The following is a 26,944-nucleotide window of genomic DNA, read 5'->3' as shown; positions in this document are numbered from 1 at the left end:
CCCATCCTGTAAAGAATGAGCCTTAGTAAGTGTTAGCAACCAGTGTTAGAGGCTAAAGTCTAGAGCTTGAATGCTAGTGGGCTTGATCCCAGTTATCGCCAATACCAGCTTCTGCCAGAAGTTCCACGTCCAGATTGGCCGCTTTGGCCATGAGTTCACACACCTTGAGCTTGAGTGTTTCGGCTTTATCGGCATCGACTTCGAATACTAATTCGTCGTGGACTTGCATGATCATGGCGATTTCACCTTGGGTATCGGTTTTTATCCAATCGGCAATGCTGATCATGGCTTTTTTAATGATATCCGCGGCGGTGCCTTGCATTGGGGCGTTAATCGCGGCTCTTTCTGCTGCTTGGCGGCGCATTGCATTGCGGTCGCGAATTTCAGGTAAATAGAGACGGCGCCCAAATAGCGTAGAGACATAGCCAAGTTCTGCTGCACTGGCTCGTGTTTCTTCCATATACCTTAATACGCCTGGATAGCGAGCGAAGTAAGTGTCGATGTAAGTTTGTGCCTCGTTACGGGGGATGTCGAGCTGACGCGCCAATCCAAAGGCGGACATTCCATAGATAAGGCCAAAGTTAACGGCTTTGGCGCGGCGACGCTGCTCCGAGGTGACGCTGTCAAAGTCGGTGCCAAATACTTCGGCGGCGGTGGCTCTGTGAATGTCTTTACCTTCGGCGAAGGCTTTCAGTAAGCCCGCATCTTGGGATAAATGCGCCATGATCCGTAATTCAATCTGCGAATAGTCGGCGGCCAAAATCTTACGTCCTTGAGGTGCAATAAAGGCTTGGCGAATACGACGACCTTCCTCGGTGCGGATAGGTATATTCTGTAGGTTTGGTTCGCTCGAGGATAAACGCCCCGTTGCGGCGTTGGCCTGATGGTAGCTTGTGTGCACTCGGCCCGTTTTAGCATTCACCATTAAAGGGAGCTTGTCGGTGTAAGTACTCTTTAACTTGGTCAGGCTTCTATGTTCAAGGATCACTTTCGGCAGAGGGAAATCCAGCGCCAACTCAACCAGCACTTCTTCCGCGGTAGAGGGGGCGCCCTTAGGGGTCTTTTTGATGACCGGGTAACCCAGCTTTTCAAAAAATAGCACTTGTAGTTGCTTTGGTGAGCTTAAATTGAATTTTTCACCTGCAATATCATAAGCTTTTGTTTCTAACTCATCGATTTTGCGGGCAAGCTCATCACTCTGTTGGCCGAGCAACATACTATCGATAAACACACCTTGGCGTTCAATATCGGACAGTATTTGGATCAGCGGCAGTTCAATATCGGTAAAGACCGAGGCTAATTCGGTCTCTTTTTCGAGCCTTGGCCACAAATGTTGATGCAGACGTAGGGTTATATCGGCATCTTCCGCCGCATAGGGCGCTGCTGTTTCCAACGGAATTTGGTTGAAGGTCAGCTGTTTAGCACCTTTACCTGCGATATCTTCAAAGGCGATATTTTTATGGCCTAGGTATTTAAGTGCCAACCCATCCATATCATGGCGTGAGGCGATCGAGTTAAACACATAGGATTCGAGCATAGTGTCGAATACCACACCTTGGAGTTTTATGCCTGCATTGGCCAATACGCTGATGTCATATTTCAGGTTTTGACCGACTTTTTTGATCTTGGCGTCTTCGAGTATCGGGCGTAGTTTTTCGAGTGCAGTTTGCTTGTCTAATTGTTGAGGCGCGCCAACATAATCGTGGGCTAAGGGCAGATAGGCGGCTTTACCCGCTTCAACAGCAAAGGACAGGCCAACCAATTCCGCAACCATATAGTCGAGGCTGGTGGTCTCGGTATCTACGGCCATTAATGGCGCTTGCTTGAGTTTGGCAATCCACTCATCGAGCTGAGCTTCGGTGAGAATCGTATCGTATTGGGTTTCAATCGTGACGCTGGGCGTTGATTCTTCTTGGGTTTCGGTCGTTTCGACTTTTGCTGCGACCGTCGTCGGCGCCTTATTATCTAAGACTTCGGCAAGCCAGCGTTTAAATTCCATTTCGCCGTAGCATTTGATCAGCTCATCCCTGTCAGCGGGTTTGGCTTCGAGTTCATGCCAATCTTGTTCGAGCTCAACATCGGTTTTAATGGTGGCAAGCTCATAGGACAGTTTTAGCATGTCGGCATTGTCGATGATTTTTGCCGCCATGGTTTTTGCGCCCCTAAAGCCTAATTCGGTGACTTTTTCGGGCTCTGCAAGCAAATTGGCGACACTGCCCGCCCCTGTGAGCATAGCTAATGCGGTTTTTTCGCCTACGCCGGGTAAACCGGGAATGTTATCTGCCTTGTCGCCCATCAGCGCCAAGAAATCGATAATTCTGTCTGGGCCAACACCATATTTAGCCGCAACTTCTTCAGGACCCATGATGGTATCTGTCATGGTGTTGATCAGCGTGATATTTTCATCAACCAGCTGCGCCATGTCTTTATCACCAGTGCTGATGAGTACAGCGCGGTTTTCGCGGCTCGCTTGGCGAGCGATAGTGCCTATAACATCGTCCGCCTCTACACCTGGAATGGAGATTAAGGGCAGGCCTAAGGCACGAATAATACGGTGTAGTGGTTCAATTTGTGAGCGCAGGTCATCCGGCATGGGCGGGCGATGTGCCTTGTATTCTTCATATAAGTCATTGCGGAAGGTTTTGCCTTTAGCGTCGAACACCACAGCGATATGGCTAGGTTGATAACGGCTTAATAAGCTGCGGAGCATATTCACTACGCCATAAACAGCACCAGTAGCTTCGCCCTTTGAGTTTGTCAGGTGAGGAGGCGCATAATAGGCGCGATATAAATAAGAAGATCCATCCACAAGGACAAGTGGGTTATTGGCTATGGTAGGCATAAGTAATTTTCGTTTATCGATGACTTAGATGGCGGTAAGCATGCCACAGATACGGTATTTCAGCCACGGCAAATTGACTCTCAGCCTGTGGATAACTCTGTGAGTGAAAAAGTCAACTGTGAATAATGGCGATGTTTACGGCTTGGTGCGATATTTTTAAGTTGTTGATTTTTATACTTTTAAAATATTTGTGTGAGTTCAATACTGTTTCTTGAAAAATCTTCCTGATTTGTGGATTTTTTCTTGACTCCGTAAAATACCTAAAGGCTGTGTTAATTTTCACCGACCCTTAGATTCGACGAACTAAGTTAGCATGATTTTTAAGCAGATCAACCATTTTGTTTACAGTTTGTTAAAACCAAATGACATAAGAAGGATATTTATAATGAAAAAAATCGCAGTATTGCTCAGTGGGTGCGGTGTTTTCGATGGAACAGAGATCCATGAATCGGTTTTAACGTTATTATCTCTGTCGAAAGCGGGGGCCCAATATCAATGTTTTGCTCCTGATATCAATCAGATGCATGTTGTTAATCACTTCACGGGCGAAGTAGACAAGACGGCGACACGAAATGTGTTGGTTGAATCGGCACGTATCGCCCGTGGCGAAGTAAAAGCAACCACCGAACTCGATATTACCGATTTCGATGCACTGGTTATCCCTGGCGGATTTGGGGCGGCGAAAAATCTGTGTAACTTCGCCACGAATGGCAGTGAGTGTGAAGTGAATCCACTCGTTACTGATTTTATTAATGAATTTATTCTAGCGAAAAAGCCTGTCGGCTTTATTTGTATCGCGCCTATGATTATCCCGCGTTTATATGGACACGGCGCTAAGGGCACTATCGGTAATGATGTGGATACGGTAGCAGCCTTTAATCTGATGGGCGGCCATCATCAGGCGGCGACTGTGCATGATATCGTGGTAGATGAGGCGAATAAGATTGTCAGCACGCCCGCTTATATGCTGGCGGGGAATATTGCCGAAGCGCACTCTGGCATCGAGAAGCTGGTCGCTAAAGTATTAGAGCTGGCCAAGTAACAGCGCCTAAATGCAGCAGGGTAAGCCTTAAGGCTTACCCTGCTTTTTAATCGAGCTTGGAAGTTATCGCGGTAAGTTAGCGAGTGGCTTTACTGCGACTATCGAACCAGCCTTGGGCGAGACCTATCAGTAATCCACCAATATGGGCGCCATTCGCCACTGACACGCCTAAGAAATCCGTAAAGCCTAACACCAGCCAAATCAACATAAATCCCATGTAGGAGGGCGGTAAACCTATCCCCGCCGCGGGTTTGCGGATCCCCATAACCCAAGTGTAACCGGCGACGGCATACACTACGCCCGACAGCCCGCCAAAGTTGGGGCCGCTAACATAGTATTGGACGACATTGGGTAAAGTACCGGCGACCAGTAGCAGGATTAACAGCGGGGCTGTACCTATGCGAGTCTCGATTTTTCCACCCAAATACCACCACCAGAGTAAGTTGAAGATGATATGCATGGCCGAAAAGTGCATCAGGCTTGGGGTAAACACGCGCCAGAATTGACCAACACTGGTGTCAGGCACCGCACCGAAATAGGAGAGCGTTTCATAAACCGGGCCGCCGAAGCCTAAATTCATCGCGGCATAAATCAGTACACAGAGGCCAAAGATGATAAGAGTAACTGGACCTGCACCTGTGATAAATTGCGCAAAAAGCTGTAAAGAAGGGGCACCATAGTCGAGCTTAGTATGAGTATCACCATGCTCCCACGAGGCTTGTAAGTATTTGTTATCGTAAGGATGTGCGATAAAATGGGCGAATTCTTTACGGGCTTGCTCGGCATCTTGATCGCGGATAACCAGAATAGCGACTCCCTGCGGCAATGGCTGAATCTGGCAGTCTATCTGTTCACCTTTAAGGTAATCGACAAAGGCCTGCGCGGCTCTGCTGTTGGGGAGTCTGCCAATCTCTATCATGCATTGGCCTCATGCCAAGCGCTAAAGCCACCATCTAGGCTATAGACATCATCAAAGCCTTGTTCACAAAGGTATTGCGCGGCATTTTGGCTGCTGATGCCATGGTAGCAAACCACCACTAAAGGACTGTCCATATCCGCTTGGCCAATAAAGTGCGCCAGATTCTCGTTATTCAAATTAAATGCGCCATCAATGTGGCCGTTGTTAAAGCTGTGACCATCGCGAATATCGACGATTTGTACTGGCTTTGACTCGGTCATTTGCACTAATTGATTCACGCTAAGGTGTTTAAAGGAAGACATAATAAAACCTGAAATAACTGAAAAGGGATAAGCGATGGGATAAGTGTGCAACATGGGGCTGCATGTGTACAGCCCCGTGATTGGCATAGCTAAGAGAATTAATCCCAGCTGAGGATGACTTTACCTGATTGGCCCGAGCCCATAGCGTCGAAGCCTTTTTGGAAATCATCAATTTTGTAGTGGTGCGTGATAATAGGCGAAATGTCTAAGCCTGATTGGATCAAGCTTGCCATCTTGTACCAGGTTTCGAACATTTCACGGCCGTAAATGCCTTTGATGACCAGACCCTTGAATATCACTTTGCTCCAATCAATCGCCATTTCGCCACCCGGAATGCCGAGCATCGCGATTTTACCACCGTGGTTCATGGTATCTAACATGGCGTGGAAGGCTGACGGTACGCCAGACATTTCGAGACCCACGTCGAACCCTTCGGTCATGCCGAGTTCTTTCATCACGTCTTTCAGGTTTTCCCGAGCCACGTTAACGGCGCGGGTAGCACCCATTTTACGAGCTAACTCTAAGCGGTATTCATTAACGTCGGTAATGACCACATGGCGAGCACCAACGTGGCGACATACGGCCGCAGCCATAATACCGATAGGGCCCGCGCCAGTGATTAACACGTCTTCGCCCACTAAGTCGAATGACAGCGCAGTGTGCACTGCGTTACCGAACGGGTCGAAGATAGATGCTAAATCATCGCTAATATCATCGGGAATTTTGAAGGCGTTAAAGGCTGGGATCACTAAGTATTCGGCAAATGAACCTTCACGGTTTACACCCACACCGGAGGTGTTACGGCATAAATGGGTGCGACCAGCGCGGCAGTTACGGCAATGGCCGCAGGTGATATGGCCTTCACCAGAAACGCGGTCACCAATTTTAAAACCACGTACTTCTTGACCGATATCAACCACTTCACCCACGTACTCGTGACCTACCACCATAGGCACAGGAATGGTTTTTTGTGACCATTCGTCCCAGTTGTAGATGTGCATGTCGGTGCCACAAATGGCGGTTTTTTTAATCTTGATCAGCAGATCGTTGTGGCCCATTTCAGGCTTAGGCGCATCGACTAACCAAATGCCTTTTTCGGCTTTTAACTTGCTTAGTGCTTTCATTTTGTAGGGTCCTAAATAATCGCCATTTCTTTAGCGATACGGGTAAAGGCTTCAATCGCTTTGTCGAGTTGCTCACGGGTGTGGGCCGCCGACATTTGAGTACGAATACGGGCTTGTCCCTTAGGCACCACAGGGAATGAGAAGCCGATAACGTAAATATGTTCTGCTAATAAACGGTTAGCGAAATCGCTCGCCAGTTTGGCATCGCCAATCATCACAGGGATAATCGCGTGGTCTGCACCGCCTAAGGTAAAGCCTGCCGCTGACATTTTTTCGCGGAAGTAACGGCTGTTTTCCCATACCGCTTCACGCAGTGCTTGGCCTGATTTCAGCATCTCTAATACATGGATAGAGGCAGTTACAATCGAAGGCGCCAATGAGTTAGAGAATAGGTAAGGGCGAGAGCGTTGACGTAACCAGTCGATGACTTCTTTTTTGCCTGCAGTGAAACCGCCCGATGCGCCGCCTAAGGCTTTGCCTAAGGTGCCGGTGATAATATCGACACGGCCCATCACGCCGCAGTGTTCGTGCGAACCACGGCCGTTTAGGCCAACAAAGCCCACGGCATGTGAGTCATCAACCATGACTAATGCGCCGTATTTATCGGCTAAATCACACACGCCTTGCAGGTTGGCGATGACGCCGTCCATTGAGAATACGCCGTCGGTGGCGATCAGAATATTGCGCGCGCCAGCTGCTTTTGCGGCGATCAATTGCGTCTCTAAATCCGCCATATCGTTGTTGGCGTAACGGAAACGTTTAGCCTTACATAAACGCACGCCATCGATGATAGAGGCATGGTTTAAGGCGTCGGAGATAATCGCATCTTCGGCATCTAACAGGGTTTCGAATAGACCTGCGTTGGCGTCGAAGCAAGAAGAATACAGAATCGTGTCTTCCATGCCGAGAAACTCACTCAGGCTGGCTTCGAGTTGCTTGTGGATGTCTTGGGTGCCACAAATAAAACGGACCGACGCCATACCGAAGCCGTGGCAGTCTAAGCCTTGCTGTGCGGCTTTGATCAGTTCTGGGTGGTTGGCTAGGCCTAAGTAGTTGTTGGCGCAAAAGTTAACAACTTCTTGGTGATTAACTTGAATGGCAGTCTGTTGCGGTGAGGCAATAACACGCTCGCTTTTATATAAACCTTCGGCTTTAACATCGGCAAGCTGTTGATTAATCTGTGCGTAGAATGAGGTAGAGGCCACCTGATATCTCCTTAGTTAACTTTATTCTGATTCTGGGAGTTGCGGCATTCTAACGCTAAACCCTATCGGCCTACAGCCTTTTTTTCATGCAGGTTAGCTAGATAAATTAGTTTAGGGCTAAAGGGGTTGTTACATTATAAAAACTAATGTGCAACATGGTCGGCTTTAGGGTTGCATCACCGCAGAGGGCATAAATTGAGTCCGCATTTAGCACCTTTAACCTGTTGAGTTTAGTGCTAAATGCGACGGCGCGGGACGATTAGAGCGAATCTTGGGTCGCTAGCTCGTGGTAGTGTTGCTCTAAACGGCTAAAAGTTGCTTGAGAGGTTGGTGTGGCGTAGGCCTTAAAAATCATCAATACCCGCAGTACACCTTCGTACAAAATGCCTTTAGTGATGGTCGAAGTGCTGGACTGAGTGAGTTGATAACCAATCCAGAAACTCACAATCATCTTAATGGTGTCGGCAAGTTGGGTGATTTTGTCATTGTCGATATTTAAAAAACCATCTTGCTTGAGTTTATCCAGCACGTGGCTCGAGCGCGTTAATACTTGCTGCTGCGCCTGCAGATAACGGCTTTTTAATTCTTCATCGCGGGCGAGAATATCGGCCAGATTGGCGTACATAAAACGGAATTGCCACAGGGTATAAAACATCGCATCGAAATAGCCGATCAATTGCTCAACATTGACTTGCTCGCCTTCATAGGGTTGGAATCCCGATTCGAGGTGCGCCTCGTAGAGACTGAAGATCGAGCGAATAATGTCTTCCTTATTACGGAAGTGGTAATAAAGATTCCCGGGACTCATATTCAGGTGAGCGGCAATATGATTGGTGGTGATATTTCGTTCGCCGTGCTCATTGAATAGATCAAGGCTGGCATAGATGATTTTGTCGCGGGTTTTCATATATTTTCCAAGTGGCTAGTGAACGCTACAAATTGATTAAAGAAGGCTAACCAACGACCGCTACACTGCTGGTAAATTATCCCTAATTTAAAATCGTATGGATTTATCCCAATGAACAACAATTCAATACGATTGATATGCCCAAACAATCTCAATAGGCTGAAACTCGTATCTTGAGGTCGCTTGGGGATATTATGCTAACATTGCCGCTATTCATCAGGCAAAAACTCATAAGCACGATTTTTATGAATCGATTTTTTTACAGTGTGCTGCTTTATCTATTATCCCCTCTGCTCATTGTCTATTTGGCGTTCCGTGCCATTAAAAGCCCTGATTACCGTGGCCGCTGGGGCGAACGCTTCGGATTAACACGACTTAAATCGACGGATTTGCTGATCCACTCGGTTTCCATGGGCGAGACGCTGGCGGCGATTCCGTTAATCCGCCAGATCCAACAGGCGCATCCACAGCTTAAGATTACGGTTACAACCTCAAGCCCCACTGGTTCTGCTGAGGTACGTAAAGCCTTTGGTGATCAAGTACAGCATTGCTATTTGCCCTTCGATTTGCCTTGGTGCGTGAACCGCTTTCTACGCCAGTTATCTCCCAAATGGTGCATCATTATGGAGACCGAGCTGTGGCCGAATCTCGTGGCGCTGGCGGCTAAGCGCGGCGTGCGCTTGATGCTCGCTAATGCTAGGTTGTCGGCCAAATCGGCGGCGCAATATGCCAAGCGTCCACAGTTGAGTCGCCCCATGTTGCAACGTTTAGATGTGGTTGCGGTGCAGACCCAAGCCGAAGCGCAGCGGTTTATCGACCTTGGGGTGCCTGCTGATAGAGTCACAGTCTGCGGCAGTTTGAAGTTTGATTTAACTATCACCCCTGAACGATTAACCCTAGCACGAGAGCTAAGGCAGACTTGGGGGAAAGAGGCTGCGCCCGTGTGGGTGGCTGGGAGTGTTCACCCCGGTGAGTTTGATGCCATGCTGAGCGCCCATAAGCAGCTGCTCGCTAAATGGCCTGAGGCGTTATTGGTGATTGCGCCGCGTCATCCCGAACAGTTTGCGGCGGTGGCCGATGTTGTCGCCAGCCAAGGGTTTGAATTTGTGCGCCGCAGTGAGGCTCAAGCGATTACCGCCACGACGCAGGTGCTGGTGGGCGATACCATGGGTGAATTGCTAACCTTCTATGGCGCAGCCGATCAAGCCTTTGTGGGCGGGACGTTAATTGAAAATGGTGGCCATAATCCCTTAGAACCCGTGGCCATGGGCGTACCTGTGATGGTGGGGCCGAATCATTGGGACTTTGCCCAAATTACCCAAATGTTGGCTGACGCGGGCGGCCTGCGAATTGTGAGTTCAGGCCAAGAGTTGGGTGAGAATTTAATTCAGTATTTTGAACAACCTGCGTTACGCCAACAAGCCGCTGAAGCGGGCCTTGCCGTGGTAGAGGCTAATCGTGGTGCCCTGCAGCGTCAGTTTGCTCTCGCAGAATCCTTACTCTCGCGCCAAACAGCCTAACGCCGTTTAGGTGATTAGGCTTTGGGGAGCACTGAGTGATAGCCCGCTAGCAGAGCCGCCCAGTCGGCGGGCGTAAAGGCGAGCGTAGGTTGTTTTCCTTGTTCTTTATTGAAGGAGCGTAGCAGCCTATCAAGGTTCGCCTTCTGCCATTGCGCATGGGGCGTTTTGATTTCACCCCTGTCAAAATCAATCAGATAGAAACGTTCTTGTACGCCATCCGTTTGCTGTGGTTGCCACAAAATATTCTTTGCGTTTAAGTCGGCATGGTAAACGCCGCGGCGATGAAATTGGGCAATGGTGGCGCCTAATGCTTGCCACTGCTCTGGAGTCATAGCGCCTTTGGTTAACTTAGCGACCAAGTCTTCGGCGCCATTGACCCGCTCGATAATAATGTCGGCACGGTAGAACAAGCCATCGCGCACAATATTGGCGGCAATAGGTTTAGGCACCGCAAATTGCTCGCGGTAGAGCAAGTCAAGTAGCCTTAATTCGCCCATGGCGCGGGTATTTTCAAGCCCGGTATAGAAGTAGGCATCCTTACTGAATTTCTCCATCAGGCCACCACGCCAGTAATGTCGCAACACCCAATGACGCTCGCTAAAGGCCACAAACCAAGTGGTGTAACGTCCCTTGGATGATCCCACTACCGCGGCTTTTTCACGCCAGAAATCCACCGAAAACCAAGCCGGAGTAATGTCTTCAGGCGTATCTTGGCAAAGTGCCATATAGCCATCTGCGGTATTTATGATTTTGATTTGTGCGTTCATGGGAGATTTGTTGACTTAAGCGTGGCACCTGCGGCCATTCTACATTAAGATCCTTAGCTTGCGCCAAATAACCTTAAGAGCTATTCGCTTGAGTTTAAATCCCAACACCATGAATTCTCTCTGCCTGCTTAGGCTATCGGCTATCGGTGACGTCTGTCATGCCGTGGCTATGGTGCAGGCGATTCAACGCCAATATCCCCAGCTCAAAATCACTTGGGTGATAGGCAAGCTCGAATACCAACTATTAAAGCACTTGCCCGGTATTGAGTTTGTGATTTTCGATAAATCCCAGGGCTGGCGCAGTTACCTTAATCTGCATAAGGCGCTGAAAGGCCGTCGCTTCGATGTCTTGCTACATATGCAAGTGGCGCTACGTGCTACCTTGGCCTCCCTCGCGATTTCGGCAAAGGTTCGGGTCGGATTCGACCGTGCCCGCGCCAAAGAAGGTCAATGGCTGGTCACCAATCATAGAGTCGAACCTTTAGCAGAGCCCCATGTGCTGGACGGCTTTATGGGATTCGCCAAGGCGATTGGCGTGAGCGACATCACCCCGAGTTGGAATATTCCAGTCCCTCAAGCGGATACTGAATTTGCCCAGCGCCAGATTGCCGATGGCGAGAAGGTATTAGTCATTTGCGCGGCTGCCAGTAAAGCCGAGCGAAATTGGCTGCCCGAGCGCTATGCCGCCGTGGCGCAACATGCGGTGAATAAGGGTTATCGAGTCATTCTCTGCGGTGGCCCAACAGCACTTGAAAAGACATTGGCCGACGATATTGCCAATGCATGTTCTGCGAAACTCGATAACTTAGTCGGCAAAACCAGTTTGACTCAATTGCTGGCTCTGCTGAAACGCGCCAGCCTAGTGCTAGCGCCCGATACAGGCCCTGCACACATGGCGGTCACGCAAGGGACGCCTGTCATAGGTTTATATGCCCATTCCAACCCAGGTCGCACCGGGCCTTATTTATCGCAGCAGTATGTGGTAAGCGCCTACCAAGAGGCCATCGCCTCACAGCAAAGCGGTGAGGTGAAATGGGGCACCCGTGCTAAGGGTGAGCACCTTATGGCGCTAATTAGTGTCGAAGCCGTGATAGAGAAATTTGATCAGGTTATTCAGCAGACACACAGTTAACCACTGTTAGCCTGTCACCCTGAGTTTTAGATTATCGTTTAGGAGAAAAATCATGCGGATAGCCATAGCCATCGACAGTTTAGCGGGTGGTGGAGCCGAGAAGGTCATGATTACCTTGGCAAAGCAGTTTATTAGCCTAGGGCATGAGCCGCATTTTTTGGTCATGGAAGATAATCGTTATTACGAAACTCCTGAAAATTTACCTGTACATCAATGTTTTGCCGACAAAGATAAAGATTATGACCACTTCGGGCGCCTAGGGGCATCGGTCGATAAGTTACGGGCAAAGATTGCCGAGATTGAGTCCCGAGTCGGTAAGTTCGATCTGTTTTTATCTAATCTTGATAAAACCAATTTGATGATGACCAAAACTGGGGTGACACCTCTCTATGTGATTGTGCATTCATCGGTTGAAGAAGAATTGAGTCGTCAGTTTAAGTTAGGCCCCTTCGCCTACTATAAGAAACTGCGGGCGAAAAAAGCGCTCAATGGCCAGCATTTGATCACTGTGTCCAACGGCATAGCCAAAGAGATCCAAGCTAAGGGACGTTTGCAGCCGGCATCCATGCGAACTATCTACAATCCATTTGAATTTAATGAGATTGTTGCTCAATCGCAGCAAGATAATCCGCAAATCCCTCAGGGTGACTATCTGATCCACGTGGGACGTTTTGCTAAGCAGAAGCGCCACGATGTGCTGTTTGAAGCCCTTAAACAGACCCAAAATCAGCTACCCGTGGTGCTGTTATGCCATAACCACAAGAAGGCGATTAAAGCGGCGAAGAAATACGGCATCGAGAAGCGCTTAATCATTCCTGGATTCCAGAGTAATCCTTTTCCTTGGATCAAACGTGCGAAAGCACTGGTGCTGAGTTCCGATTTCGAAGGATTGCCGACGGTATTAATCGAATCCTTAGCCTGCGGCACGCCAGTGGTCAGTACCGATTGCCCACATGGGCCGAATGAGATTTTGACCGGCAATTTGGCTCCCTATCTTGTGCCCCGTCGTAGTCCTGCGGCCTTGGCCAAGATGATTGACGCCGTGGTCGCCCAGCCGCCATCCCTCGACAATGTGGAGATTTTAGCTAAGGTGGATGCGACTGCGATTGCCGAACAATATCTCGCGCTAGCGAAATAATTTACCCGAGGAGAAAGCGGTGGAAGCGCGTAAATCAAATAAAAGACGTTATTTGTTCTACATAGCACAGAACTATTCCTATGCGATGCTAAGGCCTCTGCAGCAAGTGATTCTGGCCCGTGGCGATGAGGCGTGTTGGTTCCTCGAAGGCCGTGAAGTCGACCCCAAATTCCTTAAAGCGGATGAAAAACGCTTACCCGATATCGATGCCGTTAAGGCATGGAAACCCGATGCCGTGTTCGTGCCGGGTAACGTAGTGCCAAGCTTTATCCCTGGAGTAAAAGTGGGGGTGTTCCACGGTTTTAATGCGGGCAAAATGAATCATAAGGGGCGAGAAGATCACTTCGAAATCCGCGATTGCTTTGACTTATATTGCACCCAAGGACCAGCGACAACGCTACCTTTCCTTGAGCTAGAGAAAAAAATCGGCACCTTTACCGTGGCCGAAACGGGCTGGCCAGCACTCGATCCTTTATTTATTGAAAATAAAGATAATCCTTACATTAAGCCCGATGATCCACGGCCCGTAGTGCTGTTTTGCTCGACATTCTCCCCCAGTCTGACCTGTGCGCCTGAGGTATTCGAGCAGATTAAAGCACTGTCGCAAAAGAGCCAGTGGCGCTGGCTGGTACAATTCCACCCTAAGATGAAGCCAAGTATTGTTGAGCAATATAAGACTCTCGAAAATGAGAATCTGCAGTTTGTGGAAACCGACAACGTGATCCCGCTTCTGCAGGCGGGAGATGTGATGCTCTGCGATACTTCCTCGATTTTATTGATGTTTTTAATGCAGCGTAAGCCTGTAGTGACCTTTAAAAATCAGTCACCGAAGGCGCATTTAATCGATATTAACCGAGTCGAAGAGATTGAACCTGCACTCACTAGAGCGCTTAGCCGCCCCGATGATTTGATGACGCATATCCATGATTATTGCAATCAAATCCACCCCACGGGAGATGGTCAGTCTAGCCAGCGTGTACTCGCGGCAACCGATGCTCTTATCGATAAGGGAACCGCTTGGCTTAAACCTAAGCCATTGAACCTACTACGACACTTTAAAATGCGCCGCAAGTTAGGCTATTGGAAATTGTTTTAAGAAAAAGTAAGGCCGACATAGTGTCGGCCTTGTTTTTAGCTTTGTGCTTTAGTCTCTTCAACCAGCTTAAAGATAATCTCCTGCATATTTTTCTGAAAATCTTCAATACTGTGAGTCGCTTTGATGTAGTTCACCGCTTTTAGCGCCAGCTCTTGGCGGAGTGGCTCGTTTTCCATCAAATGGCGGATACCGTCGACAAAGAGTGGGACTTTATCGAAACCATCCCCTAATACAGTGCCGGTAAATACCCCAAATTGGCTGGTGAGTTCATCGGGATCACGACAGCTTACGAGCAGCGTTCCGTAGGATAAGGCTTCCAAAAACGAAATCGGTAGCGCCTCGTGGATTGAGGTATTCACTAAAATCTTAGCGTCCTTAATCAACTGCGCCTTTTTCTCCCCTTCAACATGCCCCACAAAGTGTAAGTTAGGGATGTCGAGGTAGTTATTCATGATGGATTGGTTTTTCTTCGACTGTCTAAAGGATTGACCAAGCATGAAAAATTCATATTCTGGCATCAGTTTGGCAATCTCACAGAACAACCAACCACGCTTAACCGACTCGATGCGACCGAGAAAGATAATGTGGTTTTTCTTCGGATGGGTTTCGACATCGAAGCTGTGATCAATCTCGATAGGATTAGGTAAGTATTTGATCTCGGTTTTATCGTCGAGGTTGTAGAGATCCCGCGCTTTTCTATCGAGAAAACGCGCTTGAGAAATAAACGAGACTTTACCTGCGGCCCATAGGTCGTGGACAAATTGATAAATGTTGCTATCCCAATAACTTTTCTCAGGAAAGAGTTTTACGGTATTAATTTCGTCCCATTCATAATCGGGGCGTGGATCTTGAACCCAGAATAACAATTTTTTATCGATATTGGGGATTGTTTTAAGAATACGATAGGAATGGGTCGTCATTTCGATGGATAAGAAAAGATCATAGTTTTTCTTTTTTAAGAATCTAATATTAAGAAAATCCATAAACTTAGCGGCAAGACGATACACTTTGATACCATCGATCATATAACGACGGGGAATTAATCGCTGTTTGCTGCAATCTTTTTTTATCAGTACTTCTACTTCAATGTTCTCATTGGGCAAGTGTTTGGCGATCAGATGACGGGCCAGAAAGCCGTATCCACCGTACACTGTACCTGTACCACCAAAATATTCATCGACCAATAAAGCGACCTTTAGCTTACTCATAACTACCCCAAAAATACTCACTAATTCCGTTTGTGAGATAAATTTATTCCAAGCGGAATATTTTGAGGTTTTTAATTATGGCGATCAATTAAATAATGATTTAATTAATGCAGGACGCGGTATTATATAATTAATTGTTCGTTAAATGTTTTTAATTTGTATCACCTTAATCAATAAGTCTGATGAAATTAATGGTTTGTTGATACATTTGTTATATTAATTTTTATTTTAAATGGTGTTTCATGCTGTATCAATTTGTTGCGATTTTAATTAGAACGCCAATATAAGAAATGGCGTTCTAATTAAAAGTGAAAATTTATTTCGCTAAGTTAATATATTGAGCGGCAATATATTGGCTGTCTACGGCCTTTAATATTTCTAGATTGTCTAAAGCTGGTGGTGAGGCCAAACACTCCAGTGCCTTTTGTGCCAACAGCGCGGGTTGGCGAACGGGGACGAGATATTGTGCTAAATGCCCTGTGAGAATTTCATTGGGCCCATGTGGGCAGTCAGTACTGACGACAGGCGTACCACAGGCTAAAGACTCAATTACCACGGTCGGTAAGCCTTCAAAATCTGAGCTGAGTAACATCAACTCGGCCTTGGCAATCCAAGCGTAGGGATTGTGTTGAAACCCTGGTGTGATGATTCTGTGTTCGACACCGTATTTCTTAGCGAGTTTGCGTGCCTTCTTGGGGCGATTACACAGCAGGACAAGCTTAGGGGCCGTTGGCATATCCCTGAGTGCCTTAAACAAAATATCGTGGCGCTTTTGCCGTGTCACGCGGCCGACATGGATCATATAAGGCTCACTTGGGATCTCGGCAATTTCTTCCTGAGTCTTCTTGCGGATTTCCTCCAATCTAAAGGGATTATAGATTGTCTGAACGCTTTGTGGTTTGAGCCAGGAAGTGGCTCTGAGCTCATCGGCGATGCCATTGGAAACTGTAATGATCTTTTTGCCAATCAGTGCCTTAGCCTTTTTCCAGCGACGCCAGAAATGCACTGGACCACGCTTTAATTCCATCAAGAGTTCTTGCTTAAGGGCGCAGTGGCAAAAGTAATAGCAGGGATCGAAATCGCAGCCGGAAACAACCACATCGCAATCGGTCGAGTTACTTAAAAATAGCGAGAACTTACCCGATTGTTCCGCTTCGGCCACCTTGGCCTGCAGGCGTTGTCTTTGCTCCTGTAGGCTTGGCTTTTGGCCAGCTTCATAAAGATAATGAATCGTCACATTTTCTGGCGGCATAAAATCCCCCTCTTTATGGAACACAAAGAGGTGAACATCTTGCCCGGCTTCCTGCAGCACTTCGGCCTGGGATAAGGCGATTTTGACTGTGCCGTTCGAGAAAAAGTTATGGCAAAAAATGGCGATTTTTTTCATATAAGTGCTCTGATTACGTGGACTTAATCGGTTGTGGTGTGGTTTCAATCCATCGAGGTTGGACGAAAAGCCGCTGCCTACTTAAGCCAATATATAGCGAGTCGGCATTATATCAGTTCATGCCTTTACATGGGCTTAATCCGAGGAATTCTTGCCAGTATTTCAATTTTTAACGGGATTTTCAGCGGTTTTTATCGGGATGATTCACTCAAGTGGCTAAAACGAGTAGACTGGCGGCAATGATTTTTGGGTATCTATCTGAGTTGAGTCAGCAAAGTGCATACAAGAGCGATTTATCCTGGGACATTCGATCCCATTACCAATGGTCATGCCGATTTGATTGAGCGTGCGGCTAAGTTGTTTAAGCATGTGATTATTGGCATTGCGGCCAATCCATCTAAGCAGCCAAGGTTTACCCTTGAGGAGCGCGTTGAGCTGGTAAACCGCGTCACAGCCCATTTGGATAATGTGGAAGTGGTTGGTTTTTCGGGCTTGCTGGTGGATTTTGCCAAGGAACAGCGTGCGAGCGTGCTGGTGCGTGGTTTGCGTGCGGTTTCCGACTTTGAGTATGAATTCCAATTGGCCAATATGAATCGCAGATTAAGCCCTGATCTTGAGAGCGTGTTTTTAACGCCGGCCGAAGAAAACTCTTTTATTTCTTCCACTTTAGTGAAGGAAGTCGCGCTGCATGGCGGCGATGTGAGTCAATTTGTACACCCTGAGGTGGCAAGCGCGTTGACCGCCAAGCTTAACCTCGCAAAAGCCTGATAAGGCTGAGTATTTCCATAAAACCTTTGAGGCATCAGGCCTCGCGATGATAATGAAAAGGATGTTATGAAGGCTTTTTTGACCCCCTCTATCCTCGCTGCTAGCGTTGCATCTGGTTTACTGTTTTCTGCTTCCGTTGCTGCCGCCCCTTGGGTGGATGCCTCGGACATTTATTTAAGAGCCGATATTCAAGCACTGGCCGATGCGGGCGTGATCCGTGTGCCTGTGAATACCTTTCCATTGATGTGGTCGGGAATTGGTGGCGACTTGGCAAAAGTCGAACCCGAGCTATTGTCTCCCCGATTAGTACAAGCCTTTGCCCGAGTTAACTTTTACTATCAAAATGCCGTCGATAATCGCGGCAATGCTAGGGTTAAACTCTCGGGTGCGACCGATCCTGCTCGCTTCCAGCATTATGGCTCCGACTACCGTGAAAAGGGTGAGGCTAAAGCCTCCTACGAATACTTAGGCTCACGTGTGGCCTATAAAACCACAGTTGCTGAGACCTACGATCCGCAAGATAACAAAAACTTCCGTCTCGATGAGTCTTATTTTGCTGTAATCATGGGTAACTGGATTGCGACCTTAGGTACGGTTGAGCAATGGTGGGGGCCGGGATTTGACTCGGCGTTGCATCGCTCTAACAATGCGCGCCCTATGCAGTCACTGTCGCTCAGCCGTAATAATGCCGCCGCCTTCGAAACGCCATGGTTATCTTGGATTGGGCCTTGGACCTTCAAGACCGGTTTTAGCATGGCTGAAAAAGAGCGTGCCGTGCCTAAAATGGCTGAATGGGATATGCGTTTCACCGCCAAACCCCTTCAGCAGCTAGAAATAGGCTTATCTTGGTCAACACTATTTTGTGGTGAAGGGCAGAATTGCGACTTCGATTCTTGGTGGGACTCGGTGGCAAGCAATGCGGTGTGCATCGACGGTTCGGATTCTTGCTTGGCCGATCAACGCCGTGACGCGGGCCATAGAACCCAGAGCATCGATTTACGTTATGCCGACACTTGGCAGGATATTCCCGTTGGTTTGTACCTTGAGCATAGCTGTGAAAACGGTAGCGATTGCGGCTCACTCTGGGGGATAGATACCCATTTCGGCACATCGGGTAAGCAATTCAAGTTATTCATGGAATACTCGGATACCTTTGTCGAGTGTGATGGCAAGCCTAACTGCTTCTATGAAGATCCTGTTTACCTCAGTGGAGCGCGTTACTACGGCAGAGCTTTAGGTTCGACCTATGATAGCGATGCCCAAGTCTTTGTGTTTGGTTTGGTTGGTCAGTTCCATAACAGCCGTGGTTTTACTTCGCTACTGCGTTATGCCAAGTTGAATAAAGACGGCACCAATGTGGCGACCACATGGGCGCCACAGCCACCGAAGGAAGACTTGTTGATGCTGGAACTTTCTTACCGTATGCCGGTGTGGAAGGGCATGTGGAGTCTGGGCGGTACAGTATCGAGATCGGAATTTGATGTACAAGAAAACGATACTAATGCGACTTTCTTCAGCAGTTTTGAATACCGTTTTTAAGCGCTAATCCAATAAAGAGGCCTGCAAATCAGCAGGCCTTTTTGTTTTCTCAGAGAGCTGACTTCGCATAAAACGCGCGGTACCACTCGACAAATCTACCCACCCCAGTATTGATATCCACTTGGGGTTTATAACCCACCGCCTTAAACAGGTCTTCGGTATCTGCCCAGGTGGAATGCACATCACCGGGCTGCATGGGTAAGAATTGTTTATTAGCTTCAATGCCGAGTGCACTTTCGAGTGCGGTAATAAAATCCAGCAATTGCACTGGGCTGCCATTGCCGATATTGAATACGCGATAGGGTGCGCTGCTATTAGCCGGTGTACCGGTTTCTACACGCCAGTCCGGTGTTGGGCGAGGTGGTTTGTCTTGCACCCTGATGATGCCCTCAACGATATCGTCGATATAGGTGAAATCACGGCTGAGATCTCCATGGTTATACACATCGATAGTGTCGCCCGCGAGAATGGCTTTTGTGAATTTAAACAAGGCCATATCCGGTCGTCCCCAGGGACCATACACGGTAAAAAAGCGCAAGCCTGTGGTGGGTAACTGATAGAGATGCGAGTAAGTGTGCGACATTAACTCGTTGGCTTTCTTGGTCGCCGCGTACAGGGATATCGGATGATCGACACTGTCCTCGGTCGAAAATGGCATCTTTTGATTCAAGCCATACACAGAGGATGAAGAGGCATAGACTAGATGCTCAATCTTATGGTGGCGACAGCCCTCTAAAATGGTGAGATGCCCAACTAAATTGCTATCGGCATAGGCGAGGGGGTTATCGAGGGAGTAGCGCACCCCTGCCTGCGCGGCGAGATGGATAACCCGTTGAAAACCTTGTTCTGCAAACAATGCCGCTATGCCGTCTCTGTCGGCTAAGTCCAGTTTAATAAAACGGAAATTGCTTAAGGCCTCGAGCGGTGCCAGTCGGGCTAGCTTTAGCCCAACATCATAATAGTCATTGAGGTTATCGATACCGACAACTTCATGGCCCTGTGCGCAGAGGCGCTCACTGACTTTAGCGCCGATAAATCCGGCGGCGCCTGTGACCAAGTATTTCATAGTAAACCTTTATATTTTGGACGCTTAGTCGTGATGGAACAGATCCCGGGTGTACACCTTAGCGGCGACATCTTCGAGTTCATTGGCCATACGGTTAGAAATAATCACATCGCACATGGCTTTAAATTCGAGTAAATCGCGGATCACTTTCGAGTTAAAAAACTCGTCTTCCTTGAGTACGGGCTCATAGACCACGACTTCGATGCCCTTGGCCTTTATACGTTTCATTACACCTTGTACCGCCGAGGCGCGGAAGTTGTCTGAGTCGGATTTCATGATTAAGCGATAGATACCCACTCGCTTCGGTTGCTTACTGATAATAGCGTTGGCGATAAAATCTTTGCGGGTCGTGTTGGAATCGACAATGGCGCTGATGAGATTGTTAGGCACATCGTTATAGTTGGCCAGCAATTGCTTAGTGTCCTTGGGCAGGCAGTAACCGCCATAACCGAAGGAAGGATTGTTATAGTAATCGCCGATGCGCGGATCTAAACATACGCCTTCGATAATCTGGCGGGTGTTGAGCCCTCGGCTCTCCGCATAGGTGTCCAACTCATTAAAGTAGGCGACGCGCATGGCTAAAAAAGTGTTGGCAAACAACTTAATCGCCTCAGCCTCAGTGCTGTCTGTGAGTAAAATTGGAATATCTTGCTTAATTGCGGCGCGAGCAAGCAGATCGGCAAAGGCTTGGGCGCGTTCGGAACGTTCACCCACTATGATCCGTGAGGGGTGCAGGTTATCGTAAAGCGCCTTACCTTCACGCAAAAACTCTGGCGAAAATAAGATATTGTCACTGTTGAGTTTACTTCTCAGCCCTTCGGTAAAACCCACTGGCACAGTCGATTTGATGACAATGGTGGTGTCAGGATTCAGGGCGAGTACTTCCTTGGCCACCCGTTCGACCGACTGAGTATTAAAGTAGTTGGTTTGTGGGTCGTAATCTGTAGGAGTCGCTATGATGACAAAATCAGCTTCTTTAACGGCGTTTTTGTCGCTCGTGGCACTGAGATTTAAGGCTTTATGCTGCAGGTATTCTTCAATCAGACTGTCGGCGACCGTTGGTTTACGCGCATTAACTAACTCGATGCGCTCGGGCATCAAATCAATCGCTACTACTTGGTTATGCTGGGCGAGTAAAACCGCGTTCGATAGGCCAACATAGCCCATTCCAACTACAACTATGTTCATAGGTTTTATACAGTTTGGCATTTTGTTTCCCAAACTAGCATTTTCTGCGGCATTAGAATATGTCATTTCGATGAAATCCACAGTTCCAAATTAAGTGCTCTTTTCTCGATTTTCACCCGTATACAATGCTGGGCTCGCGTTCCGTTTAATTCATAACATCCTATCAATGCAGATTTTTGTTTGCCACAATCCTATGTTACCGTACTCATGGTTATTAAGCTTGGAGCCTTAACGTGATTTCAGTCGTGATCCCCGCCAAAGATGAAGTGGGCAATATTGGCCCATTAATGAAAGAGATATGCCAAGCCCTGCAAGGGTTGACTGAGTTTGAAATTCTTGTTGTCGACGACGGTAGTCAGGATGACACTTTTGGTGAAGTTATGCACACCGCAGAGGTGATGCAATGCGATGCTAAAGCTATTCGTCACGAGCGCAGTACGGGCCAAAGTACCGCTATTTCCACTGGCGTTTTACATGCCCGCGGTAAATACATTGTCACCTTAGATGCCGATGGGCAAAACGATCCTGCGGATATTCCCGCTATGTTGGCTCAATTGCCGCAAATTCATGCCGAACATTTTTGTATTGCCGGTTATCGCAAAAACCGTAAAGACACCGCGTGGAAGCGATTCCAGTCCCGCTTTGCGAATAAAGTGCGTGATGCACTGTTACACGATGGCGTACCCGATACCGGATGTGGCTTAAAACTCTTCCCCCGCGAAACCTTCCTGCGCATGCCTTACTTCGACCATATGCACAGATATATCCCAGCACTGGTGCGCCGCATGGGGGGCGAAGTGTTTATTTCTGTGGTTAATCATAGGGATCGCCAAGTTGGCGTGTCTAAATATACCGCTTGGAATCGGGTCTGGGTCGGGATTGTCGACATCATGGGCGTCATGTGGCTCGGTCGCAGGGCGAAAATCGCTAAGGTCGCCCGTAGCGAAACCAGCTGGCACGATTAAGATGAAGCGACTCTATAAGGCGATTTTTATCGTCTTTATTTTGCTGGTGTTAATGTTTGCGGCCCAGCAAGGGTTATTCGAGCATGTAACCGATAGCAATTGGGTAGCACATTTTATTGCCGCTCAAGGGGCCTATGCGCTGGCGGTGTTGCTGATGGTTGGCGCCTTGTTTACCGCTGTCGGTGGGCCGAGGCAGGTGATCGCCTTTGTATTCGGCTTTGCCCTCGGTGGAATCTATGGTGGCTTATTTTCCACCTTAGCGGCATTGTTGGGTTGTGTGCTGGCGTTTTATACCGCGAGATTAACCATTCGAAGTAGTCTGCAACGACGTTTTGGCAATCGTTTACAAAAGTTTGAGGCGCTGATCCTTCATCGGACTTGGTTAAAAGTCTTAATGATCCGTCTGTTGCCCGTGGGCAGTAATCTGCTGACGAATCTGTTTGCGGGGGCGACACACATCCCCGCAGGGGGATTTATGTTTGGCAGCGTGCTGGGTTATTTGCCGCAGATGCTGATATTCAGTTTTGCGGGCGCGGGCATTGGCTTATCTGATCATAACCAACTGGGGATCAGTATCGGGCTGTTTATTATCTCGAGTCTTATCGGTGCTTACCTTTACCGTTCTAGCCTGCGTAAGCAGGTGGATGAATTGGAAAACTAAATAGGGATTAGGAATGGATGCATTGAATCGTCGTTTCAATAGCGAAGATTATTACCAAGTACTCTGGCCGCTGCTGTTGATGAGTTTGCTGATCTTGCTGGTTGGCATAGGTTTTCGTTCCCCTTGGCCCGCCGACGAGCCTCGGTTTGTTGAGGTCGCGCGGGAGATGGTTGCCTCGGGTCAATGGCTATTCCCTACCCGAGGCGGGGAATATTATCCCGATAAGCCGCCAGTGTTTATGTGGGCGATTGCCCTGTTTTATCAACTCACGGGGTCGTTAAAACTCTCCTTTTTACTCCCCAATGCCCTCTGTGGCTTGCTGACGGTATTCCTTGTCTATGATCTGGGTGCCAGATTGTGGAATGTGCGGGTTGGCCGCAACGCTGCACTATTGCTCCTTATCGTGCCGCAGTTTTTGATGCAGGCGAAAAATGCCCAGATAGATGCCATGGTGATGTGTTGGATAACCGTGGGATGTTACGGATTAATCAGACATTTTATGCTTGGGCCTAAGTGGCATTGGTATTTTATTGGCTGGGCATTTATGGGGCTTGGGGTGATCACTAAGGGGGTTGGTTTCTTGCCCCTGTTGTTGCTCATTCCAATTGGGATTTACGCCTTCAAAGATAAGACCCGTTTCGAGAGCCGCTTAACTTGGCTGTGCCTCGCGGGGCCTTTGGCCATGCTGGCCGTGATTGCTTGTTGGTTAGTGCCCATGGTGATGACGGTTCAAGCCCATGGCACACCCGAGATGGTGGCCTATCAAAATAATATTTTGTTTAAGCAAACGGGCGAGCGTTACGTCAATGCTTGGCACCATATCAAGCCTTGGTATTTCTTCGTGCTGAGCGTGATCCCTTGGATGTGGTTCCCGATTTCGTTGCTGGTGGTTGCCTATTGGAAACAGTGGGTGCAAAAGGTAAAGGCCGACCCCACCATTGCGATTCTGCTGATTTGGGTCGGACTCGTGGTGCTGTTTTTCAGTATCAGTCCGGGTAAGCGCAACGTGTATATTCTGCCTGCATTACCTATGTTGGCCCTCGCGGCATCGGCGATATTAACGGGCGTTTCGCCAAAAGCCTGGTTTGAAAAACTGGTCACTGGTGTGCTGTGGTTCTTAGGCGCGCTCGTGTTAGTGGCGGGTGTGTTGGCGTTTATCCATCATCCTGCGCTCGTCAAAGCGTTGGCGGACTATACCGATGATCTCACTGGCATTGGTTACTTGTTTATTTTGCTCGGGATGCTTTGGTTTGCCTTGCTGTGGCTGGCGCGTCGTCAGTTTGCACTGGTCAAGGTGGGGCTGGTTTCAGCCTTGGGCTGGGTGCTGGTGAGCACTTGGGGTTACGCTATGCTCGATGAGATGCGCACCCCAAGAAGCCTGATGCTACACACCGCCGAGGTGATAGGTGAGGATGCCGAACTTGGCCTAGTAAACTTTAAAGAGCAATTTATCCTGTTCTCGCCCATGAGTGTGACGCACTTTAGTTACCTCGCGCCGCTAGAAGAGCAAGAGCGTAACGCGTGGCAATGGATGCAGGAGAACAAGCAGCGTTATGTGTTAGTGCCTAGCGGTGCCGAGCTGAGTTGTTTCGATATCAAAGGCGGTAAGAGCATGGGGATTGCCCACCGTGACGAGTGGATTTTGTTATCTGCGTCAGAGCTTAAGCCTCAGTGCCAAGCGCCAGAGCGTGAGTACCGCTACTTTACCGACCATCCAGGCCGTTGGTTAAAAGAGTAATCAAAGGCCATATCGAAGAAGCTAAAAATGCCTGCGATTGCAGGCATTTTTATCGGCGAGATTAACGCGTCTGGCAGATACCGCAAAATACTGTGGTGCGTTGACCCAGGCGGATTTCGCTGAGTAGATTGCCGCACTGAGTGCAGGTTTCGCCGCCGCGGCCGTAAACATGCAGCTTCTGCGCGAAATAGCCGGGTTTACCCTCGGCATTGGTGAAGTCCTTAAGCGTGGTGCCGCCCTGCTTGATGGCGTGGGCGAGGATTTGTTTGACCTCGGCAACCAGTAGCGTTAAACGTTCAATATCTATCTTGCCTGCTTCTGCCTCGGGATGTATTCCGGCGGCAAACAGAGCTTCGTTGGCGTAAATATTTCCCACACCCACCACAATATGGTTATCCATCAGGCAGAGTTTGATGGCCTTCTTCTTACCTGCCAGCGCGGCCGCTAACTGATTGACGTTAAAGGCATCGGTCAGAGGTTCTGGCCCGAGTTTTTCCAGCAGTGGATGGGCTTCCTCTGGCAATTGGCACCATAACCAGGCGCCGAAACGTCTCGGATCGTTAAAACGCAGAATACGGCCATTGGCGAGGACGAGATCGATATGGTCGTGCTTCTCCACTGGCGTGTCATGGGGCAGGATCCGCAAACTGCCCGACATCCCCAAATGCACTATGCTGGTGCCGGCATCGGTATCGATTAACAGATATTTAGCGCGGCGGCGCACTTGGCGTATGGTTTGGCCGATGATCTGTTTGGCAAGTTCGGGAACGGGCCAACGCAGTGAGGCGTTACGGATTACGAGGTCAACCACGGTTTGTTCGACAAGATGTGGGGCTATGCCCTGACGGGTGACTTCGACTTCTGGTAATTCCGGCATGATTGAGTTCTTTTAGGTAATAGATTAGCTGGTGGATTTGGCATCGAGGATTGGTTGTAAATCGGCCCTTAGGCTGGGGGGCACTAAGTACCAGTTACCAGCGGGCGACTTGAGCACACCGTCCTCGGGGAAATAAATCCAACGTTGCGATTGGCGGATCTCGGCAATTTGGATCACCAGTTCCTGCGGCTTGCCTGTGGGCTGTGGTGCCTCGCTGAATGGCGAGACTCTTAAGCCTTGCCAAGCCTTGACCCATTGCGTGCAGTTGAGCACCAGCGGATCGCACTCCCAACCCGAGGCTTGCTTATGCAGCCACACACCATCTAGCTGCAACTGCGCCAGCGGCGCATTGTCATCAAATAATAGTTGGGCATCACTCGGCACATTATGGGTTTTCTTGTCCATAAACGTCAGCACCGCAATGATAAAAATGCAGGCAAGAATAATGATGTTATTCCACTGTTTACGAGTAAGCGCCATGGCAAGAGTGACACAAAAAAGGGGACTGATGCCTTGAGTGTATCACGGCAAAATAGAGATGCTAGCCCTAGGTGAGAGGGGTTAACCGCCAGTGCTATTCATAAAGCGCAGGATTTGCACGCCACTATTATCGAAAACATGCTGCTTAGGTTTGAGCTTAATACCTTGGAGAATCGCGGTTTTAAGGCGCTCAATGTCCCCGGGGTATTCTCGCACAATGCTTTTTAAATCAATGGAGTGTTCATTACCTAGGCAGAGCAATAATTGCCCCTCTACGGTTACGCGCACTCTATTACATTCGTGGCAAAAGTTGTGGCTATGGGGTGAGATAAACCCGATGTGAATCGGACTATCCGCCATGGTGTAGTAACGCGCGGGGCCGCCTGTGCGTTTATTAGAAAGCTGCAGGGGATAATGCTCGTTAATCATGGCCTTAACTTCATCGCTGCTGCAATGACGCGCGTCTTTACGCTCGTCCATTTCACCCAGCGGCATTTCTTCAATAAAGGCGATATCTAGGTTGCGGTCACGGCAAAAATTAACCAGATCAATCACTTCATGATCGTTTTGCTGTTTAAGGATCACTGCATTGATTTTAATGCGCTCAAAACCTGCGGCGATGGCCGCATCAATCCCTTCGATAACACGTGCTAATTTGCCGTTGCGCGTGAGTTGGGTAAAGAGCTCGGGGTTAAGGGTATCTAGGCTGATGTTTAAGCGCTTAAGACCCGCATCAAACATAGGTTTGGCAAACTTACTGAGCCTAGAACCATTGGTGGTCATCGATAAATCTTTGAGCCCAGGGAGCTTGCCCAGTAAGTGCACCAGTTGATCGCAATCGCTACGCACCAAGGGCTCGCCGCCGGTGAGGCGGATCTTGGTCACCCCCAGTTCAGTAAAGGCTTGGGCAATCCAAGCCAACTCTTCGAGGTGCAGTACATGGTCTTTGGGCAAGAAGCAGGGATCTTCCGTCATGCAGTAGACACAACGGAAGTCGCAGCGATCCGTCACTGAGAGTCGTAAATATTCGACCTGACGGTCAAAGGCATCCACAAGTTGGCTCATAGAGCTTA

24 protein-coding genes are annotated in these 26,944 nt (G+C 48.6%); 10 read left to right on the top strand and 14 right to left on the bottom strand.

Features of this window, described 5'->3' with window-relative positions:
- Window positions 1-73: 73 nt before the first annotated feature.
- A complete protein-coding gene (gene polA / locus M0415_RS16190) occupies window positions 74-2,842 on the bottom strand; it encodes a DNA polymerase I (protein ID WP_249556551.1) in 2,769 nt (922 codons plus the stop codon).
- A 385-nt stretch (window positions 2,843-3,227) separates the two neighbouring features.
- On the opposite strand from polA, the gene elbB reads away from it, so the two are divergent.
- Window positions 3,228-3,884: an isoprenoid biosynthesis glyoxalase ElbB gene (gene elbB / locus M0415_RS16185; protein WP_249556550.1), complete on the top strand. Its 657-nt coding sequence runs from the start codon at window positions 3,228-3,230 to the stop codon at window positions 3,882-3,884.
- Window positions 3,885-3,960: 76 nt separating this feature from the next.
- Here the strand turns inward: elbB and glpG are convergent, their stop codons facing one another.
- The 5 genes from glpG to M0415_RS16160 form a co-directional block, all read right to left on the bottom strand.
- Window positions 3,961-4,803 (bottom strand): rhomboid family intramembrane serine protease GlpG, encoded by an 843-nt coding sequence (glpG, locus tag M0415_RS16180; RefSeq protein ID WP_249556549.1) that lies wholly within the window; start codon window positions 4,801-4,803, stop codon window positions 3,961-3,963.
- Entirely contained in the window at window positions 4,800-5,105 is a 306-nt protein-coding gene (glpE, locus tag M0415_RS16175) for a thiosulfate sulfurtransferase GlpE (protein WP_011718813.1), read from the bottom strand. Before glpE ends, glpG begins: the two co-directional genes overlap by 4 nt.
- A 98-nt stretch (window positions 5,106-5,203) precedes the next feature.
- Window positions 5,204-6,229 (bottom strand): L-threonine 3-dehydrogenase, encoded by a 1,026-nt coding sequence (gene tdh / locus M0415_RS16170; protein WP_249556548.1) that lies wholly within the window; start codon window positions 6,227-6,229, stop codon window positions 5,204-5,206.
- An 11-nt stretch (window positions 6,230-6,240) separates the two neighbouring features.
- The gene (locus M0415_RS16165) at window positions 6,241-7,434 is read right to left on the bottom strand and encodes a glycine C-acetyltransferase (protein WP_249556547.1); all 1,194 of its coding nucleotides are present in this window, start codon (window positions 7,432-7,434) and stop codon (window positions 6,241-6,243) included.
- A gap of 259 nt (window positions 7,435-7,693) precedes the next feature.
- Entirely contained in the window at window positions 7,694-8,341 is a 648-nt protein-coding gene (locus M0415_RS16160; protein WP_011718812.1) for a TetR/AcrR family transcriptional regulator, read from the bottom strand.
- Window positions 8,342-8,586: 245 nt separating this feature from the next.
- Here M0415_RS16160 and waaA point away from each other — a divergent pair, with 245 nt between their 5' ends.
- Entirely contained in the window at window positions 8,587-9,861 is a 1,275-nt protein-coding gene (gene waaA, locus M0415_RS16155; RefSeq protein WP_249556546.1) for a lipid IV(A) 3-deoxy-D-manno-octulosonic acid transferase, read from the top strand.
- A 14-nt stretch (window positions 9,862-9,875) separates the two neighbouring features.
- Here the strand turns inward: waaA and M0415_RS16150 are convergent, their stop codons facing one another.
- Complete coding sequence (locus M0415_RS16150) at window positions 9,876-10,628, bottom strand: 3-deoxy-D-manno-octulosonic acid kinase (protein WP_037428317.1); 753 nt, start codon at window positions 10,626-10,628, stop codon at window positions 9,876-9,878.
- A gap of 88 nt (window positions 10,629-10,716) precedes the next feature.
- Between M0415_RS16150 and M0415_RS16145 the strand changes: the two genes are divergently transcribed.
- The 3 genes from M0415_RS16145 to M0415_RS16135 are packed head-to-tail and all read left to right on the top strand — an operon-like array spanning window position 10,717 to window position 13,994.
- A complete protein-coding gene (locus tag M0415_RS16145) occupies window positions 10,717-11,760 on the top strand; it encodes a glycosyltransferase family 9 protein (protein WP_037428319.1) in 1,044 nt (347 codons plus the stop codon).
- Window positions 11,761-11,812: 52 nt separating this feature from the next.
- Complete coding sequence (locus M0415_RS16140) at window positions 11,813-12,898, top strand: glycosyltransferase (RefSeq protein ID WP_249556545.1); 1,086 nt, start codon at window positions 11,813-11,815, stop codon at window positions 12,896-12,898.
- 19 nt (window positions 12,899-12,917) lie between these two features.
- Window positions 12,918-13,994, top strand: coding sequence for a CDP-glycerol glycerophosphotransferase family protein (locus M0415_RS16135; protein ID WP_249556544.1), 1,077 nt, complete (start codon window positions 12,918-12,920; stop codon window positions 13,992-13,994).
- Between the two features lie 35 nt (window positions 13,995-14,029).
- On the opposite strand, the gene M0415_RS16130 is transcribed toward M0415_RS16135, so the two are convergent.
- Window positions 14,030-15,202, bottom strand: a complete 1,173-nt coding sequence (locus M0415_RS16130; RefSeq protein WP_109287647.1) for a glycosyltransferase family 4 protein — start codon at window positions 15,200-15,202, stop codon at window positions 14,030-14,032.
- Between the two features lie 316 nt (window positions 15,203-15,518).
- Entirely contained in the window at window positions 15,519-16,589 is a 1,071-nt protein-coding gene (locus M0415_RS16125) for a glycosyltransferase (RefSeq protein ID WP_023266187.1), read from the bottom strand.
- Between the two features lie 276 nt (window positions 16,590-16,865).
- On the opposite strand from M0415_RS16125, the gene coaD reads away from it, so the two are divergent.
- Both coaD and M0415_RS16115 read left to right on the top strand, forming a co-directional pair.
- Window positions 16,866-17,357 (top strand): pantetheine-phosphate adenylyltransferase, encoded by a 492-nt coding sequence (gene coaD, locus M0415_RS16120; protein ID WP_011718800.1) that lies wholly within the window; start codon window positions 16,866-16,868, stop codon window positions 17,355-17,357.
- A gap of 66 nt (window positions 17,358-17,423) precedes the next feature.
- Entirely contained in the window at window positions 17,424-18,896 is a 1,473-nt protein-coding gene (locus tag M0415_RS16115; protein WP_055648190.1) for a capsule assembly Wzi family protein, read from the top strand.
- A gap of 49 nt (window positions 18,897-18,945) precedes the next feature.
- Here M0415_RS16115 and M0415_RS16110 read toward each other — a convergent pair whose 3' ends face one another.
- Window positions 18,946-19,962: an NAD-dependent epimerase gene (locus M0415_RS16110; RefSeq protein WP_249556543.1), complete on the bottom strand. Its 1,017-nt coding sequence runs from the start codon at window positions 19,960-19,962 to the stop codon at window positions 18,946-18,948.
- A gap of 24 nt (window positions 19,963-19,986) precedes the next feature.
- Window positions 19,987-21,150: a nucleotide sugar dehydrogenase gene (locus tag M0415_RS16105; protein ID WP_249556641.1), complete on the bottom strand. Its 1,164-nt coding sequence runs from the start codon at window positions 21,148-21,150 to the stop codon at window positions 19,987-19,989.
- 233 nt (window positions 21,151-21,383) lie between these two features.
- On the opposite strand from M0415_RS16105, the gene M0415_RS16100 reads away from it, so the two are divergent.
- The 3 genes from M0415_RS16100 to M0415_RS16090 are packed head-to-tail and all read left to right on the top strand — an operon-like array spanning window position 21,384 to window position 24,514.
- The gene (locus M0415_RS16100; RefSeq protein ID WP_011624605.1) at window positions 21,384-22,115 is read left to right on the top strand and encodes a glycosyltransferase family 2 protein; all 732 of its coding nucleotides are present in this window, start codon (window positions 21,384-21,386) and stop codon (window positions 22,113-22,115) included.
- Between the two features lies 1 nt (window position 22,116).
- Window positions 22,117-22,776 carry a TVP38/TMEM64 family protein gene (locus tag M0415_RS16095; RefSeq protein WP_249556542.1) on the top strand — a complete coding sequence of 220 codons (660 nt, stop codon included), beginning with the start codon at window positions 22,117-22,119 and terminating at the stop codon, window positions 22,774-22,776.
- A gap of 13 nt (window positions 22,777-22,789) precedes the next feature.
- On the top strand, window positions 22,790-24,514 hold the full coding sequence (locus M0415_RS16090; protein ID WP_249556541.1) for an ArnT family glycosyltransferase: 1,725 nt from the start codon (window positions 22,790-22,792) through the stop codon (window positions 24,512-24,514).
- A gap of 61 nt (window positions 24,515-24,575) precedes the next feature.
- Here M0415_RS16090 and mutM read toward each other — a convergent pair whose 3' ends face one another.
- From mutM to moaA, 3 genes are all read right to left on the bottom strand, one after another.
- Complete coding sequence (gene mutM / locus M0415_RS16085) at window positions 24,576-25,391, bottom strand: bifunctional DNA-formamidopyrimidine glycosylase/DNA-(apurinic or apyrimidinic site) lyase (RefSeq protein WP_249556540.1); 816 nt, start codon at window positions 25,389-25,391, stop codon at window positions 24,576-24,578.
- Between the two features lie 24 nt (window positions 25,392-25,415).
- Window positions 25,416-25,871 carry a hypothetical protein gene (locus M0415_RS16080; protein ID WP_249556539.1) on the bottom strand — a complete coding sequence of 152 codons (456 nt, stop codon included), beginning with the start codon at window positions 25,869-25,871 and terminating at the stop codon, window positions 25,416-25,418.
- A gap of 81 nt (window positions 25,872-25,952) precedes the next feature.
- On the bottom strand, window positions 25,953-26,936 hold the full coding sequence (moaA, locus tag M0415_RS16075) for a GTP 3',8-cyclase MoaA (RefSeq protein WP_249556538.1): 984 nt from the start codon (window positions 26,934-26,936) through the stop codon (window positions 25,953-25,955).
- Window positions 26,937-26,944: the final 8 nt, after the last annotated feature.

Source organism: Shewanella sp. 10B, assembly GCF_023475885.1.
Taxonomy (GTDB): domain Bacteria; phylum Pseudomonadota; class Gammaproteobacteria; order Enterobacterales; family Shewanellaceae; genus Shewanella; species Shewanella mangrovisoli.
Note: the sequence above shows the minus strand (reverse complement) of the source record. Positions and strands in the feature narration are given on the sequence as shown.